This is a genomic window from Parazoarcus communis (assembly GCF_003111645.1).
Classification (GTDB): Bacteria; Pseudomonadota; Gammaproteobacteria; order Burkholderiales; family Rhodocyclaceae; genus Parazoarcus; species Parazoarcus communis_A.
In genome coordinates this window covers 2,546,876-2,562,624 of record NZ_CP022187.1, presented here as the reverse complement: position 1 = coordinate 2,562,624, position 15,749 = coordinate 2,546,876, and the positions used below count along the sequence as shown (strand labels likewise).

At 66.1% G+C, this 15,749-nt stretch carries 14 protein-coding genes and 1 pseudogene; 9 read left to right on the top strand and 6 right to left on the bottom strand.

What is annotated here, in order from left to right; all coding sequences use genetic code 11:
- Nucleotides 1-11: 11 nt before the first annotated feature.
- From CEW83_RS11695 to CEW83_RS11675, 5 genes are all read left to right on the top strand, one after another.
- Complete coding sequence (locus CEW83_RS11695) at nucleotides 12-401, top strand: sirohydrochlorin chelatase (protein WP_108949500.1); 390 nt, start codon at nucleotides 12-14, stop codon at nucleotides 399-401.
- 83 nt (nucleotides 402-484) lie between these two features.
- On the top strand, nucleotides 485-1,525 hold the full coding sequence (locus CEW83_RS11690) for an efflux RND transporter periplasmic adaptor subunit (RefSeq protein ID WP_108949499.1): 1,041 nt from the start codon (nucleotides 485-487) through the stop codon (nucleotides 1,523-1,525).
- A 14-nt stretch (nucleotides 1,526-1,539) separates the two neighbouring features.
- A complete protein-coding gene (locus CEW83_RS11685; protein WP_108949498.1) occupies nucleotides 1,540-4,785 on the top strand; it encodes an efflux RND transporter permease subunit in 3,246 nt (1,081 codons plus the stop codon).
- Complete coding sequence (locus tag CEW83_RS11680; protein WP_108949497.1) at nucleotides 4,782-4,997, top strand: YgaP family membrane protein; 216 nt, start codon at nucleotides 4,782-4,784, stop codon at nucleotides 4,995-4,997. The genes CEW83_RS11685 and CEW83_RS11680 overlap by 4 nt, the downstream gene beginning before the upstream one ends.
- Before the next feature lie 87 nt (nucleotides 4,998-5,084).
- A complete protein-coding gene (locus tag CEW83_RS11675) occupies nucleotides 5,085-5,393 on the top strand; it encodes a PilZ domain-containing protein (RefSeq protein ID WP_108949496.1) in 309 nt (102 codons plus the stop codon).
- A gap of 45 nt (nucleotides 5,394-5,438) precedes the next feature.
- On the opposite strand, the gene CEW83_RS11670 is transcribed toward CEW83_RS11675, so the two are convergent.
- Together CEW83_RS11670 and CEW83_RS11665 are read right to left on the bottom strand one after the other, a co-directional pair.
- Nucleotides 5,439-5,939, bottom strand: coding sequence for a disulfide bond formation protein B (locus CEW83_RS11670; protein ID WP_108949495.1), 501 nt, complete (start codon nucleotides 5,937-5,939; stop codon nucleotides 5,439-5,441).
- Nucleotides 5,940-6,073: 134 nt separating this feature from the next.
- Complete coding sequence (locus CEW83_RS11665; protein WP_108949494.1) at nucleotides 6,074-6,982, bottom strand: LysR family transcriptional regulator; 909 nt, start codon at nucleotides 6,980-6,982, stop codon at nucleotides 6,074-6,076.
- A 93-nt stretch (nucleotides 6,983-7,075) separates the two neighbouring features.
- On the opposite strand from CEW83_RS11665, the gene CEW83_RS11660 reads away from it, so the two are divergent.
- Nucleotides 7,076-7,675: an FMN-dependent NADH-azoreductase gene (locus CEW83_RS11660; RefSeq protein WP_108949493.1), complete on the top strand. Its 600-nt coding sequence runs from the start codon at nucleotides 7,076-7,078 to the stop codon at nucleotides 7,673-7,675.
- 46 nt (nucleotides 7,676-7,721) lie between these two features.
- Nucleotides 7,722-8,609 (top strand): pirin family protein, encoded by an 888-nt coding sequence (locus CEW83_RS11655; protein WP_108949492.1) that lies wholly within the window; start codon nucleotides 7,722-7,724, stop codon nucleotides 8,607-8,609.
- A gap of 35 nt (nucleotides 8,610-8,644) precedes the next feature.
- Here the strand turns inward: CEW83_RS11655 and ybiB are convergent, their stop codons facing one another.
- Nucleotides 8,645-9,562 carry a DNA-binding protein YbiB gene (gene ybiB / locus CEW83_RS11650; RefSeq protein WP_108949491.1) on the bottom strand — a complete coding sequence of 306 codons (918 nt, stop codon included), beginning with the start codon at nucleotides 9,560-9,562 and terminating at the stop codon, nucleotides 8,645-8,647.
- A 95-nt stretch (nucleotides 9,563-9,657) separates the two neighbouring features.
- Between ybiB and CEW83_RS11645 the strand changes: the two genes are divergently transcribed.
- Nucleotides 9,658-10,539, top strand: a complete 882-nt coding sequence (locus CEW83_RS11645; RefSeq protein WP_108949490.1) for an NAD(P)-dependent oxidoreductase — start codon at nucleotides 9,658-9,660, stop codon at nucleotides 10,537-10,539.
- Nucleotides 10,494-11,417 (top strand): annotated as a pseudogene (locus CEW83_RS11640) (NAD(P)-dependent oxidoreductase); the annotation flags it as partial. The gene CEW83_RS11645 and the pseudogene CEW83_RS11640, both read left to right, overlap by 46 nt.
- Nucleotides 11,418-11,437: 20 nt before the next feature.
- On the opposite strand, the gene CEW83_RS21635 reads toward CEW83_RS11640, so the two are convergent.
- The 3 genes from CEW83_RS21635 to mtnA are packed head-to-tail and all read right to left on the bottom strand — an operon-like array spanning nucleotide 11,438 to nucleotide 15,604.
- Nucleotides 11,438-13,828: a putative bifunctional diguanylate cyclase/phosphodiesterase gene (locus CEW83_RS21635; RefSeq protein ID WP_159099449.1), complete on the bottom strand. Its 2,391-nt coding sequence runs from the start codon at nucleotides 13,826-13,828 to the stop codon at nucleotides 11,438-11,440.
- Nucleotides 13,829-13,877: 49 nt separating this feature from the next.
- A complete protein-coding gene (locus CEW83_RS11630; RefSeq protein ID WP_108949487.1) occupies nucleotides 13,878-14,537 on the bottom strand; it encodes a class II aldolase/adducin family protein in 660 nt (219 codons plus the stop codon).
- Entirely contained in the window at nucleotides 14,534-15,604 is a 1,071-nt protein-coding gene (mtnA, locus tag CEW83_RS11625; RefSeq protein ID WP_108949486.1) for an S-methyl-5-thioribose-1-phosphate isomerase, read from the bottom strand. Before mtnA ends, CEW83_RS11630 begins: the two co-directional genes overlap by 4 nt.
- Nucleotides 15,605-15,749 lie beyond the last annotated feature (145 nt).

Below are 15,749 nucleotides of genomic sequence, written 5' to 3'. Positions count from 1 at the left end.
CTGGACTCCCTATGACTCAAACCACTTCTCCGGCAGCACAGGCCGTGATCCTGTTCGGCCATGGTGCGCGCGACCCCGAGTGGGCGGGCCCGATGCAGCGTATCCGCGACACCATGCGCGTGCGTGCCCCCGGGCAGCACGTGGAACTGGCCTTTCTCGAGTTCATGAGTCCGACCCTCGACCTTGCGGTGGATGAACTGGTCGCACGCGGCGTGACCCGGATCGCGGTCGTGCCCGTTTTCCTCGCTCAGGGCGGGCACCTCAAGCGTGATGTGCCGGTGTTGCTCGATGCCGCCCGGCAGCGACATCCGGGCTGTGAATTCCATCTGAGCCTGGCCGTGGGCGAGGCGCCAGGCGTGGTTGCCGCGATCGCCGAGTACGGGTTGAGCGCGTTCGACTGAGCCCCACGCGGCGAGGATGCGCTGCGCTTGAGTAGCAGCATGGAATGCTTGACGGTCACAATTATAAGCATATACTTATATTCATGACCAAGCATACCGTCCCCCTCTTGTTGTCGGCACTTCTGTGCAGCGCTGCGCTGGCGCGTGCCGAGGTGCCGACCCTGTTGATCGAAGCCCGGCCGGTCAGCGTCTCGCAGCCTGCCGAAGCGACTGTCGAGGCGGTCAGGCAGGCGACCCTTGCTGCCCAGGTTGCGGGCCGGGTCATGGAGTTGAACGTCGATGCGGGCGACCGCGTCACGCGTGGTGACGTGCTGCTGCGTATCGACGCTGCCGAGGCAAGTCAGGCCGTGGCGGGTGCCGAGGCTGGCGTTGCGCAGGCCGAGGCGGGCCGAATCAAGGCGCGCAGCGATTACGAGCGTGCCCGCAGCCTGTTCGAGCGCAAGTTCGTCAGTCAGTCCGCACTCGACCAGGCGCGCTCCGCACTCGATGCTGCCGAAGCGCAGGTGCGCAGCGCGCAAGCCGGTCGTGGCCAGGCGTCGACCGTGGTGGGCTATACCCGCATCGTGTCGCCGCTCTCTGGCCTGGTGGCTGCGCGCCACGTCGATGCCGGCGAGATGGCGCAACCGGGTACCCCGCTGCTCACCGTATACGACCCCGCGGCCATGCGGGCGGTGGCCGATGTGTCGCAACAGCGCATGACCGCCCTTGGCAAGGTACCGCTGCGTGCCAGTGTCGAACTGCCCGGTTCAGGGCGCTGGGTGGAGGCTGCCGCAGTCACCGTGCTGCCTGCGGCCGATGCGCGCACCCATACCGTGCAGGTCAGGGTGGATCTGCCCCCTGCGACCCTTGGCGTGGTGCCCGGCAGCTATGCCCGGGTTCATTTCCTGTCGGGCGAAAGCGCCCGCCTCGTGGTGCCGTCGACGGCGGTCCTGCGTCGCGGAGAGCTGACTGCGGTGTATGTGGCCGACGACAAGGGTGGCTTCAGCCTGCGCCAGTTGCGCCTTGGCGAGCGTGTTGGCGCCGAGGGCGGGGTCGAAGTGCTTGCCGGGCTGCACAGCGGTGAAACCATCGCCCTCGATCCGGTTCAGGCAGGTATTGCGGTCAGCACCGCAAGCCGGCCCTGAGCAGGGAGTCGGAGATGAGCACCCCTCTTGGCTTGTCCGGTCGCATCGCGGCCGCCTTTCAGCGCAACGCGCTGACCCCCCTGATCGCCCTCGTCCTGCTGCTGGCCGGTGTGTTCGCCACGCTGGTCACGCCCAAGGAGGAGGAGCCGCAGATCGACGTCACCATGGCCAACGTCATCGTGCCTTTCCCGGGGGCGTCGGCGCAGGATGTCGAGGCGCTGGTGGCGCGGCCCGCAGAGCAGGTGCTGTCGCGGATGGCAGGCGTCGAGCATGTGTATTCGGTTTCACGCCCGGGCATGTCGATCATTACCGTGCAGTTCGAGGTCGGGATTCCCAACCAGACTGCGCTGGTACGGCTGTACGACACGGTGCATTCGAACAGCGACTGGCTGTCGCCGCAGCTCGGTGTCGGCGAACCGCTGATCAAGCCCAAGGGCATCGACGATGTCCCCATCGTCAGTCTCACCCTGTGGACCGCCGACCCCGAGCGTGCGGCTTTCGAGCTGCAGCAGGTGGCGCGCGCAAGCGAACTCGAACTCAAGCGTCTGCCCGGCACCCGGGATGTCACCACCATCGGAGGGCCGGGCAGGGTGATCCGTGTTCAGCTCGACACCGAGCGCATGAACGCGCATGGCGTGACGGCGCAGGATCTGCGCGCCGCGCTGCAGTTGGCCAACGCATCGCAGCCGGCGGGAAGCCTGGTACGCGACAATCGTGAGGTGCTGGTGCAGACCGGCACCTATCTCGAGTCTGCCGAAGACGTGCGTCGCCTGGTGGTGGGGGTGTTCGACGACAAGCCGGTCTTCCTGCGCGACGTGGCGCAGGTGGAGGACGGCCCGGACCAGCCCTCCAGCTACGTCTGGTTCGGTACCGGTGCCTCCGGCTCCGCGGCCGGTAGTGGCGTGTTTCCCGCCGTGACGCTGTCGATCTCGAAGAAGCCGGGGGCAAACGCCGCCGACGTTGCCGACGCTGCGATCAAGCGCATCGAGAGCCTGCGTGGGTCGCTGGTTCCGGACGGGGTCGAAGTCACGGTGACCCGCAACTACGGACAGACCGCGAATGACAAGGCGCAGAAGCTCATCGGCAAGCTCGCGTTCGCCACGGCTGCGGTCGTCGCGCTGGTGTTCTTTGCGCTCGGTCGCCGCGAGGCGATCATCGTGGGCATCGCGGTGTCGCTTACGCTGGCGGCGACCCTGTTTGCATCCTGGGCCTGGGGCTTCACGCTGAACCGCGTCAGTCTCTTTGCGCTGATCTTCTCCATCGGCATCCTGGTGGACGACGCCATCGTGGTGGTGGAGAACATTCACCGCTGGCATACGCTCGAACCCGACACCCCGCTGTGGAAGCTGATTCCGAAGGCGGTCGACGAGGTTGGTGGGCCGACCATCCTGGCAACCTTCACCGTGATCGCGGCCTTGCTGCCGATGGCGTTTGTCACCGGTCTGATGGGGCCGTACATGAGCCCGATCCCGATCAATGCCTCGATGGGCATGTTCATCTCGCTGGCGGTTGCGTTCATCGTGACCCCGTGGCTTGCACAGAAGCTGATGAAGTCGGTCGATGCGCATCATCACGAGGGCGAGGACAAGCTCACGCGCAAGCTCGACGGTCTGTTCCGCCGCATCATGACGCCGATGCTCGACGTCAATCACGGTGGGCGCGCCCGTATGCGCCTGTGGCTGCTGGTGGTGGTGCTGATCGCGGGTTCGGTGGCGCTGCCGGTGGTGCAGCTGGTGGTGATGAAGATGCTGCCCTTCGACAACAAGAGCGAGTTCCAGGTCGTGCTCGACATGCCGGTCGGCACGCCGGTCGAGGAAACCGCGCGCGTGCTGCGCGAGATTGGCGCTGAACTGGCGACAGTAGAGGAAGTCACCGACTGGCAGGCTTATGCCGGCAGCGCGAGCCCGATCAACTTCAACGGGCTGGTGCGTCAGTACTATCTGCGCAGCGCGCCCGAACAGGGCGACATCCAGGTCAACCTGGTCGACAAGGCGCATCGCAGCCGCCAGAGTCACGAGATCGCAGTGTCGGTGCGTGACGCCGTGACCGCAATTGCGCTGCGCAACGGGGGCAATGCCAAGATCGTCGAAGTGCCGCCCGGGCCGCCAGTGATGTCACCGATCGTGGCGGAGATTTACGGGCCGGATTACGCCGGTCAGATCGAGGTCGCGAAGCGCGTGCGGGCAGCGTTCGAGGGTACGAAGGACATCGTGGGCGTCGACGACTCAGTCGATGAGGCCGCGCCCAAACTGCTGTTGCGGGTGGATCAGGCCAAGGCGGCGCGCATGGGCGTGTCGCAGGTGGACATCGTAGAGGTCGTGCGTCTGGGGCTGTCGGGCGAAAACGTGACGCCGGTACATGGCGGCGACAACAAGTACGAGATCCCGGTGCGCATCCAGTTGCCGGCGACCCGGCAGTCGGATGTGGCATCGCTGTTGTCGATGAAGGTTCGATCCCGCTCCGGACAGCTGGTGGCGGTCTCTGAAGTGGTCGATGTCTTCGATACCCGGCGTGAGCAGATCCTCTACCGCAAGGACCTGTTGCCCGTGGTGTACGTGACCGGTGACATGGGCGGCAAGCTCGACTCGCCCCTTTATGGCATGTTCGACATCCGCAGCAAGCTCAGGGACATGGCGCTCGACGGCGCGCCGGGACTGGCAGGCACGCTTGGCGAATGGTTCATCCGTGCCCCCGCCGATCCCTATGCCGGCTACCAGCTGAAATGGGACGGCGAGTGGCAGATCACCTATGAGACCTTTCGCGACATGGGCCTTGCCTATGCGGTGGGCCTGATCCTGATCTATCTGCTGGTGGTGGCGCAGTTTCACAGCTACCTCGTGCCGCTGATCATCATGGCGCCGATTCCGCTCACCCTGATCGGCGTCATGCCGGGCCATGCGCTGTTCGGCGCGCAATTTACCGCCACCTCGATGATCGGCATGATCGCGCTCGCCGGCATCATCGTGCGCAACTCGATACTGCTGGTGGATTTCGTCAATCAGCAGGTCAGGGAAGGCGTCGATTTCTCCGAGGCGGTGATCCGCGCGGCGGCCGTGCGCGCCAAGCCGATCGGCCTGACCGGGCTGGCGGCGATGATCGGCGCGATATTCATCCTCGACGATCCGATTTTCAACGGCCTTGCCCTGAGCCTGATCTTCGGGGTGTTCGTGTCCACCGTGCTCACCCTGGTGGTGATCCCGGTGCTGTATTTCGCGGCGATGCGCAAGCGGCTCGCCCAACTGACTGGAGAATCCGAATGAAGCTCACGACAAATCAGTTCGTCCGCATCTTTGCAGGTGCTTTCGTGCTCATCTCCCTTGCACTGGGGGTTGAGGCCTCGCCGCTGTTCGTGAATGCGAACTTCCTGTGGTTCACCGTGTTTGTCGGTGCCAACCTGTTTCAGAGCGGCTTCACCGGTTTGTGTCCGCTGGAGAACATCCTGCGCAAGGTCGGCGTCAAGGACCACTACTGAGCACTGCCGGCGTACGGGAGCCCGCGCGGCCGAGTGGGCGGGGCGCTACAATCGAGCTGTTTTCATCCCGCGAATGCAAGCCTGCCCATGAACGACCATGTCACGCCTCCTGATCGACGGCTCGATCGACGCATTCCGCTGGGTTGCGCTGCATCCATTCTGCTTGGGGAGGGGCGCTCGGTGGCCGCCGAATGCATCGAACTGAGCGTCAGCGGCATGACGCTTCACGCCGCCTATGTGCCTGGAGAGCTGGAGGTGATCGACGTCGCAGTGATGTCGCCGGGGGCCGGTCTGGGGCGGCCGCCGCTGGTGACCCGGCTCAAGGTCACGCGCTGTCATGCGATTGGCGGCGGTCGTTACGAAATCGGCGGTGCGATCACTCAGGTGGTGGGCTGATCGCTGCAGCCTGAACGGGCGACGGTCACGCGTCGCCCTCGGGGTTCAGCGCGGCTGACGCCGGAACAGCAGCCAGAGCGCGAAAATGGTGAAGGCGCTGAAGCTCAATAGCGACCAGTTGGCGAGGGACAGCCCCAGGAAGGTCCAGTCGATTGCGCTGCAGTCGCCGGCGCCACGAAACAGCATCGGCAGCACTTCCGTCAGCGGAAAACTCTCCATCAGATACTCCATTCCCGGACCGCACTCTGCGATCCCCGGCGGGTTGAGCTGAAGCCAGCTCTGGTTCGCAGCAACGCCGCCGCCTGCAATTGCGGTCAGCCCGATCAGGCCGGCGTAGATCCGGCTGCCTGTTGCGCCAGGGCCGTGCAGTCCGCCGATCAGCCCGATCAGGCCGACCGTGAGCAGTGCGTAGCGCTGCATGATGCACATCGGGCAGGGGTGCAGACCGACCACATGCTGCAGATAGAGGCCGAAGCCGAGCATTCCTGCACACAGGGCGAAAAGCGCCAAAAACATCTGACGGGCGGACAGGCGGGAGAGTGTCATTGACTGGGATTGCGTTGGAGCGAAGAGAATAGGGATTGTAGGCGATTCATGTTGCGCGTCACTTCGTAATCGGACCGCGCCTAAAGTTCCCTGCGGCCAGACAGCTCATGCCGGGACTGCGAGACACGCCTGGCTCATGTGCCCGGTGTGGCGGACAGGGCGGTGACCAGCATGTCGATGAAGGCGCGCGTCTTGGCGGGCATCAGCCGTCGCCCGGGGAATACTGCCCATGCAGTGTGGGAGGGCAGGCACCAGTCCGGTAACACGCGTCGCAACTCGCCGCGACGAAGATAGGGCGATGCAAACTGCTCGGGTGCGGCGGCAATGCCCGCCCCCGAACAGGCCATTCGAATCAGCAGTTCGGGCGAGTTCGCGGTGATCCGTCCTGCAGGGACAAACCGGCGCTGTTCGTCGCCACGCAGCAGTGTCCATTGCAAGGGGTCGCCCGAGCCGGTCAGCAGGCGCAGGGCCCTGTGGTGTGTGAGCGCATCGGGTGATGCCGGGTCGCCGTGTTCTGCAAGGTAGTCGGGCGATGCGTACAGTCCGTTGTTGAAAACCGTGAGGCGGCGCGCGGCGAGCAGGCTGTTCTCCGGCAGTTCGCCCATCCGGATCGCCAGGTCGAAATTCTCCCCCAGCAGGTCCACACGCCGCGGTGACAGGTCCAGTTCGAGCGAGATGGCCGGGTGCATGGCAACGAAGGCCCCAAGCATGTCGGTCAGCAACAGATTGGCGAAGTCGCTTGGCATCGACACGCGCAGGCGACCGCTTGGCGCGGCCTGACGGTGTTCAGCCAGGTTCGCCACGGCTTCGACCTCGGCCGCCACCTGACGGGCGTGTTCGAGCAGCTCCTGGCCGAACTCGGTCACCTGCAGGCGCCGTGTCGTGCGCTGCATCAGGCGCTCGCCGAGTTGCTCTTCTAGCAGGCTGATGCGCCGCGACACGGTCGATCTGGGCAGTCCAAGGTGCTCGGCGGCACGGCTGAAACTGCCCATTTCAACCACGCGGGCGAAGATCAGCAGATCGTTTGCGTCGTATTGTTCCATGATTGGAATAATGTTATCCGATATGACGGATTATCATCTTGATTGTGCAGGAATAGAGTGTGGCCATCGAAACCCCACTTACCGGAGCACCTCATGAACATCCTTCAGATCAATGCCAGCGCCCGCAGCGAAGGTGCGAACTCCACGCGTGTTGCCAACGCCATCGTGGCGCGCTTGCAGACGGCTTCGCCGGACGCCGTGCTGAACGTCCGTGATCTGGCTACAACGCCGCATCCGGTGCTGGACGAAGCCGCGCTGGGCGCCATTTTTACCCCTGCAGACAAGCGCAGCCCCGAGCAGGCGGCACGTGCGGCACTCGATGACGCCCTGATCGCAGAACTGCAGGCGGCCGATGTGCTGGTGCTGGGCGTGCCGATGTACAACTTCGGCATTCCGGTTCAGCTCAAGACCTGGATCGATGCGGTTGCGCGCGCAGGCGTCACCTTCCGCTATACCGAGAACGGGCCCGAAGGTCTGCTCAAGGGCAAGAAGGTCTATGTCGCCCTTGCTCGCGGTGGCAAGTACCGTGGTACCGAACTGGACTCCCAGGTGCCGCACCTCAGGACCTTCCTCGGCTTTCTCGGCATGACCGATGTCAGCTTCATCTATGCTGAAGGTTTCTCGATGGGGCCGGACGCCGCGCGCCAGGCGCTTGCCGATGCCGATGCGGAAATCCACGCCGCATTGAGCTGAAAGTCACAGCGGGGGCGGATCGTCCCCGCTCGCACAGGAGCTTGAAATGACAACGAAAGATCTTCAGTCCGCGTTGCAGGCCGAGCGTGTGCTGCGGCCGCGAACTGTGGAACAACTGGTTGTCGGGCGCCCGACCTCGGACGGCGCGGGCGTGAAGCTGACCCGTGTGCTGACACAGGCGCTGCAGCGCCGGCTCGACCCCTTCCTGATGCTCGATGCCTTCGGCAGCGACAATCCGGACGACTACATCGCCGGCTTTCCCGATCATCCGCATCGTGGCTTCGAGACCATCACCTACATGATTGCTGGGCGCATGCTTCATCGCGACAGCGCGGGACACGAAGGCCTGCTGGAGAACGGCGGCGTGCAGTGGATGACGGCCGGTCGTGGCGTGATCCACTCCGAGGTCCCGCAGCAGGAAGAAGGCATGATGGAGGGCTTCCAGCTGTGGCTCAATCTGCCTGCGCGGGACAAGCTGTGTGAGCCGTGGTACCGGGATTTTTCCGCGGCCGAGCTGCCGGCGTTCGAGACCGCCGAAGGCGTGGCCGTCACCGTGATCGCAGGCCGCAGCCACGGTGTGGAAGGTGCGGTCACGCGGGCGGCCAGCGCGCCGCTGTATCTCGACCTGCATCTGCCAGCGGGTGGGCGCTTCGTTCAGTCGCTGCCTGAAGCTCACAACGCCTTCGTCTATGTCTATCGCGGCGAGGTCATGATCGGCGAAAAAGCGGTCGCTACGCAGCGCATGGCGATCCTCGGCAAGGCCGAAGGCAGTGACGGCGTGGTGCTCGAGAGTGCCGCGCCGGCGCGGGTGCTGCTCATCGCCGGTCAGCCGCTGAACGAGCCGATTGCGCAATACGGCCCCTTCGTGATGAATACCGAGCATGAGATCTATCAGGCGCTCAGCGACTTTCGGGACGGCAGGCTGGCGGGCTGAGGGCCGTCAGGCCTTGGGGCGCGACCGCGAAGGGTTCAATCCAGCGCGAGTACCTTCAAGGCCCGGACCTGTGCCACGATGGGGGCGGGGACGGGCTGCTCGCCGCTCAGCATGGCGCGGATCGTCGTCACGTTGTCGGCAATCGACGGACTGTCGGGCAGTCCCGCAAGTGGAGGCGCACCGCCTTCCTCGCCTGCAACACCGGTCTGGCCCGTGCCGTCGGCATAGGTCTTCATCTCCGGGCAGCGTCTCGGGTTGGCGTAGATCTCGCCTTCGGTGCCGCGCAGCAGCATCGCGCGGCCACCGTCCGCACGCAGGAATTCGTCCATGCGCTCGAGGTATTCGGGATGGGTGACGGCCACCACCCGCACACTGCGGCCCCTGCATGGGTCGAGCAGCTTGGCCATGGTGTGGGCGCTGCTGCGTACGCCCATGCGCGGGCGCAGGGACAGCAGACGATCGAGCCCTGGCAGCAGGGTGCTGACCTGCAGGCAGGTCAGATGCCGGCTGGCCAGTTGCGCGCCGGCTTCGGCAGTATCGCTGGCGGGCGTGATGCCGAGCGCTGCGAGCAGTTCGAAGGGGCTGACCCTGGATTCAAAATCGTGCCGGCCCTGAATCAGCACCGGCACGCCGTCGCGGGCCAGCAACATTGCCACCAGCGGCATCAGGTTGGGCTGGCGGCGGGCACCGTTGTAGCTCGGCAGCACGACACAGCGCGGGCCATCGGGCACGACAAGCTGTGCACCCTGTGCGTCCATGGCCTGCTTGAAGCCGAGCAGTTCGTCAAGCGACTCGCTCTTGATGCGCAGGGCGATCAGGATGGCGCCGAGCTCGAGGTCGGCCACGCTGCCGTCGAGCATGCCACCGAAGAGGGTGGCGGCCGCGTCGCGTTCGAGAGAGCGGGCGCCCTTGGCGCCGCGCCCGATTTCCTTGATCATGGGGGCACAGTTCATGAGTCGGGATTATCCGCTGCCCGTGCCGTTCGCGGTAGGGTGGGTGGGCCGGCTGCGCTGCTTTTCTATGAATTTCTCACGGAGCGAGAGTCGAAATGGAAGTCGGATTTATCGGACTGGGCCTGATGGGCCGCCCCATGGCGCTGAACCTGATCAAGGCCGGGCATACGGTGCTTGTCTGGAGCCGCCGCCGCGAGTCGATGACGCCGTTGCTCGAGGCCGGTGCCGGAGACTGTGCCAGCGCCGCCGAAGTCGCACAGCGGGCAGCGATCACCATCAGCATGGTGGCTGACGCGCCGGACGTGGAGCAGGTGACGCTCGGTGCCGGCGGCGTGGCCGAAGGTGCGGGGCCGGGCCACATTCACGCCGACATGAGCACCATCGCCCCGGCGGCGGCGCAGTCGATTTCCGCCGGCCTCAAGGCGCGTGGCGTGAGCATGATCGACGCGCCGGTGTCCGGTGGCGAGGTGGGTGCGATTGCCGGCTCGCTGACCATCATGGCCGGCGGCGATGAGGCCGCGTTCGACAAGATCAAGCCGGTGTTCGAGGCCATGGGCAAGTCGGTGACGCGCATTGGTGACGCGGGTGCAGGCCAGGTCGCGAAGGCCTGCAACCAGATCCTGACCGGCGTCGGGGTGGCGGCCGTGGCCGAGGCCCTCAACTTTGCCACCCGCAGCGGTGTGGATGCCGGCAAGGTGCGTGAGGCCCTGCTCGGTGGTTTTGCCTATTCGCGCATTCTTGAGAACCACGGCCAGCGCATGCTCGACCGCAATTTTCGCCCCGGCTTCAAGGCCTGGATGCACCAGAAGGACATGCGCATCGTCATGGAAGAGGCGCATCGGCTCGGGCTTGCACTGCCGTCCTCGGCGGCCACCGCGCAGATGTTCAATGCGATGGTTGGCAGCGGGCTGGGCGAGGACGACTCGATCGCGATGCTCAAGTTGCTCGAACTCATGAGCGGCGGAGCCGGCGAATGAGGTTGGGCTTCATCGGCCTCGGCGCGATGGGCGCGCCGATGGCCCGTCATCTGCTGGGTGCCGGGCATGAGCTGGTGGTGTGGGCACGGCGCCCGGAGGCGGCCGCGGAGGTGGTCGCCGCAGGTGCGCTTGGCTGTGCCACGCCTGCCGAGCTGGCGGCGCGCAGCGAGGTCGTCTTCAGCATCGTCACCGGCAGCGCGGATGTCGAGGCGCTGGTGCTTGGCGAACAGGGGCTTGCAGCCGGTTTTGCAGCGGGTGCGGTCCATGTGGACATGAGCACGATTGCGCCGGGTTGCGCGCGCAGGCTTGCTGCACACCATGCCGGCCGCGGCGTGGGCTGGCTCGATGCGCCCGTGTCCGGCGGCGCGCAGGGTGCGATCGATGCCACGCTCGCCATCATGGCCGGTGGTGAGGCGGAGACGCTGGCGCGGGTGCGCCCGCTGCTCGAGGTTCTCGGCAAGCGCATCGTGCATGTGGGGCCGGCGGGTGCAGGGCAGGTGGCCAAGGCCTGCAACCAGATGATCATGGTGGCGGCGATTCAGGCCGGTGCCGAAGCCATGCATCTGGCTCAGGCACATGGTGTGGATCTGGCTGCGGTGCGTCAGGCACTGATGGGCGGGTCGGCTGCGTCGCGGGTGCTCGAAGTGATGGGCGCGCGCATGGTGAGTCGCGACTTTTCCGCCGGTGTCGAGGCGCGTCTGCATCACAAGGACTTCGGCATCCTGATGCAGGAGGCCTGTGCCCTCGGTATTCCCTTGCCGATCGCCGCTCAGGTCTGGCAGCAGCTCAACGCTCTGATGGCATCCGGTCTGGGGCACGACGACACCTCAAGCCTGTTGCGCGTGCTGGAAACCATGGGCGGAACGGCTGCCGCCTGATCCCGCCCCGGTGGTCGCCGTCAGTGCTGCAGCGGAGGCGGCGCGAGTTCGGCGACCCCGGCGGCTTTCATGCCGCGCAGCAGCGCCGTGAGGGCTTCGCCCGGCAAGGGGCGGCTGGACAGGAAGCCCTGGTAGATGCCGCAGTGCCACTGACGCAGCAGGCTCAGTTGCGCGTCGCTTTCCACGCCTTCGGCAACGACGTTCAGCCTCAGACTGTGCGCCATCGCGATGATGGCCTGTGCAATCGCGGCGTCGTCCGGTTCGTCGACGATGTCCTTGATGAAGGAGCGGTCGATCTTCAGACGGTCGATGGGGAAGCGCCGCAGATAGGCGAGGCTGGAGTAGCCGGTGCCGAAGTCGTCAATCGCAATCGTCAGACCAAGCGCCTTGCAACGGCTCAGCGTGTCCGAACTGCGCTCGGGTTCGCGCATCACGAGGCTCTCGGTCAGTTCCAGCTCCAGGCGGGTGGCCGGCAGTCCGGTCGCCTCCAGCACGCTGGCGATCTGCTCGGGCAGATCGGGCTGATCGAACTGGCGCGCCGACAGGTTGACCGCCATCGGGGCATCGAGCAGGCCGGCGACGCGCCAGGCATGCGCCTGCGCGCAGGCGGCGCGCAGCACCCAGTCGCCGATCGGAACGATCAGACCGGAGTCTTCCGCAATCGGAATGAAACGATCGGGCGGCACCAGGCCGTGCTGCGGGTGCTGCCAGCGCAACAGGGCCTCGATTCCGGTGATTTCGCCACTGTAGACATCGAGTTGCGGCTGGTAATGGAGGACGAACTGCTTGCGCTCGAGCGCGAGGCGCAGTTCGTTCTCGAGTATCAGTCGATCGGACAGCTCGCGGGCGTACTGGCTGTCGTAGAAGCGGTAGGCGTTGCGTCCGGCCGCCTTGGCCTGATACATGGCGGCGTCGGCGTGCTTGATCAGTGTTTCGGCGTCGTCGCCGTCTTCCGGATAAAGGGCGATGCCGATGCTGGGCGAGATCGTCAGGCGCTGGCTGCGGATGTCGAAGGGGTCGCGCAATGCGGCCAGGATGCGCTCTGCGACCTCGATGGCGCGGTTGCGGTCAGGCAGTGAAGGCAGCAGGATCACGAATTCGTCGCCCCCGGTGCGCGCCACCGTGTCCTCTGCCCGGACACAGGTCATGAAGCGTCTTGATACCGCCTGCAGCAGCAGGTCGCCCGCGTGGTGGCCGAGCGAGTCATTGACGTACTTGAAGCGGTCCAGATCGAGAAACAGCAGCGCCAGCGGCTCGCCGCGGCGCCGGCATTGCTCCTGCGCCTCGGCCAGGCGCTGGCCGAGATAGTTGCGGTTGGGCAGTTCGGTCAGGGCGTCGTAATGCGCGAGGAAGCGGATGCGGGACTCGGCCGCCTTCTGCCGGCCAATGTCGGAGGCGATGCCCAGATAGCCACGGATTGCACCATCCGGGCCGTGGAGCGGCGACACCGAGAGGCTGGCCGGGAACTCGTGACCGTCCTTGCGGCGCAAGGTCATTTCGCGGGGTTCGGCGGCGTGGCCGGCGCGGGCCTCGTCAATCATCGCGAAGAATCCGGGGCCATCACGTGATTCGAGACGGGCGAGCTCGTCTTCCGGGCAGAACAGCAGCGGGGTGGCCCGGCCGACGAGCTCGTCGGCGCGCCAGCCAAAGATGCGTTCGGCTGCCGGATTGAAGAGTTCGATCAGGCCATTGGTGTCGGTCGATACGATCGCGTATTCCGAACCGTCGAGGATGGCGCGCTGCAGCGTGGTCGTGTTGCGCAGGCTGCGCTCGGCTTCGGTGCTGCGTGCGATCTCCGCCTGCAATGCACTGTTGCTGCGTTCGAGCTGGTGGTTCATGTGTTCGAGCGCGCTGGTCTGGCGCAGCACCTGACGCCTGACGCTACGCCCGCGCGACTGCAGCAGCGCCACCAGCAGCGCAACGAGCAGCCCGATCAGCGGCCCGCCCCAGCGCAGGGTTTCGACAGACTGGCTGGGGTTCAGCAGGTAATGGCCGGGCAGGGGAGAGACCTCGACCAGCCAGCGTTGCTGTCCGATGACGAGCTGTTCAACATACATCATCGTGCTCGGGCGCAGGTCGGGGTCCTGGTAGATCAGTCTGGGGTGATCGCCACCAAGGTCGATGATCTCGAGGCTGACGTCGCGTGCATCGCGCCGGCTGTCCAGTACCCGGGCCACCAGCTTGCGCAGGTCTGCAACACGCTCGATGCGTGTGGCGCCGAGCTCGCTGCGCAGGCGCTCGACCTGTTGCGCGGCAGTGCGCTGAAAGACGGAGATGTTCTGCCGCTCCTCGCCTTCGCGGGCCTGCTGCTCGAGCTTGCCCAGTCCGCCCCAGATGGCGGCAAAGACGATCAGCGGAAGAGAGAGGCGGAGCAGCGTGCCTGCGAGTGGCAGCAGTGGCGGTCGGTTCATGCCGGGGGGCGCGCCGTCATGAGTGGAGCTCTCGTGTTGCCGGAGGTGCTCACGATGCGCTGCCATCGCGGGGACGGCCGTACCAGCGGAAGCGCTCGATGACCTCCGTCATTTCGGCGGCCGAGAGCAGGACCGGGTCACCGAGTTGCAGGGTGCGCCAGTACTGCTCGCACAGGGTTTCGAACTCGATGGCCTGAGCGAGTGCGTGCGCGAGATCGCGCCCGAAGACCACCATGCCGTGGTTCGCAAGCAGGCAGGCGCTGCGGTCGACGAGTGCAGCGACGGCAGCGTCCGACAGGGCCTGAGTGCCGAACGTGGCATAAGGGGCACACCGCACGTCGGTGCCGCCGAAGCGGGCAATCATGTAGTGGAAGGCCGGGATGTGCCTGCGCTGGCACGCAAGCGCGGTGGCAAAGGGAGAGTGGGCATGAAGGATCGCACCCGCGCCGGGACAGGCCGCGTAGATGTCGCGATGCAGCTGCCACTCGGAGGACGGTGCCAGTGTGCCCGTAGCGCTGCCGCCGCTGTCGAGCTCCACCATGTCGGCCGGGGTGCAGGCACTTGCGGCAATGCCGCTGGGCGTGATCAGCAGACCCGTACCCCAGCGCACGCTGGCATTGCCCGAGGTGCCGACGTTGAGGCCGCTGCGCCCCATCTCCAGCGTGGTGGCGAACAGCTCCTCGCGCAGGCCTTCTTCAGTGATGCTCATTCCTGGCGCTCCGCATAGGTCGCGCTCAGCGCCGCGGGCGCGATCACCCCGCGTTCGGTGATGATGCCGGTGATCAGGCTGGCCGGTGTGACGTCGAAAGCGGGGTTGGCCGCGCGCGTGCCGGCGGGTGCGATGCGCAGCGAGATCGCTTCGTCGCGTGCGTCGACACCAATGGACGAGCAGACCTCGTCGGCCCCGCGATCCTCGATCGGAATCGCGGCCCCGTCGGGGCTGCCGAAATCGAGCGTCGAATAGGGCGCGGCAATGTAAAAGGGAATGCCAGCGGCCCGCGCGGCAAGTGCCTTGAGCAGGGTGCCGATCTTGTTCGCACTGTCGCCGTTGGCAGCAATGCGGTCTGCCCCGGTGATCACCACGTCTGCCTCGCCATGCATCAGCAGGTGGCCGGCGGCGTTGTCGGCGATCAGCATGTGCGGTACACCGGCTTCGCGCAGCTCCCAGGCGGTGAGCAGCCCCTGGTTGCGAGGACGGGTTTCGCTGGCGATGACTTCGATGTCGATTCCGGCCGCCTGGGCCGCGTAGACCGGGGCGAGCGCGGTGCCCGCACCGAGCGTGGCCAGCCAGCCGGCATTGCAATGGGTCATCACACGCAGGGGGCGACCGCTACGGGCGGGAAGCCCGCGCAGCAGGGCGAGGCCGTGACGGCCGATGGCGTCGCATGTCGCTGCGTCGTCGGCACAGATTGCCTCGGCGGCGTCCCAGGCTGCTGCCATGCGCCGCGGTGCCGGCAGCGGACGCAGAATGCCGGCCATGCGGTTCAGCGCCCAGTGCAGATTGACCGCGGTCGGGCGCGTGGCGGCGAGCAGTGTCAGGGCGTGTTCGAGCTGTTCGTCTTCGGCGCCAGCGCGGGTGAGGGCGAGCGCAACACCCATTGCAGCCGTGTTGCCAATCAGCGGCGCGCCGCGAACCTGCATGGTCCGGATGGCGCGCGCGACCTCGTCGAGGGTATTCAGGCGACATTGCTCACGCCGCCATGGCAGCGCAGTCTGGTCGAGTATCAGCAGGCTGTCGCCATCGCGGCACAGCGTTGGAACGGGTTGTACGAACATGGTGTGGATCCGGACCGGACTCGGGTGCGGGCGACAAAGTGCGTCGCCGCAGGCCTGCTTCGGTCCTGTCTCCTGCTCTCTGGGGCAAGTTAAGCCGTGGAATGTGCCAGTCCTCGGTCCTGTCCGCAAGTCCGAATGCCCGGTG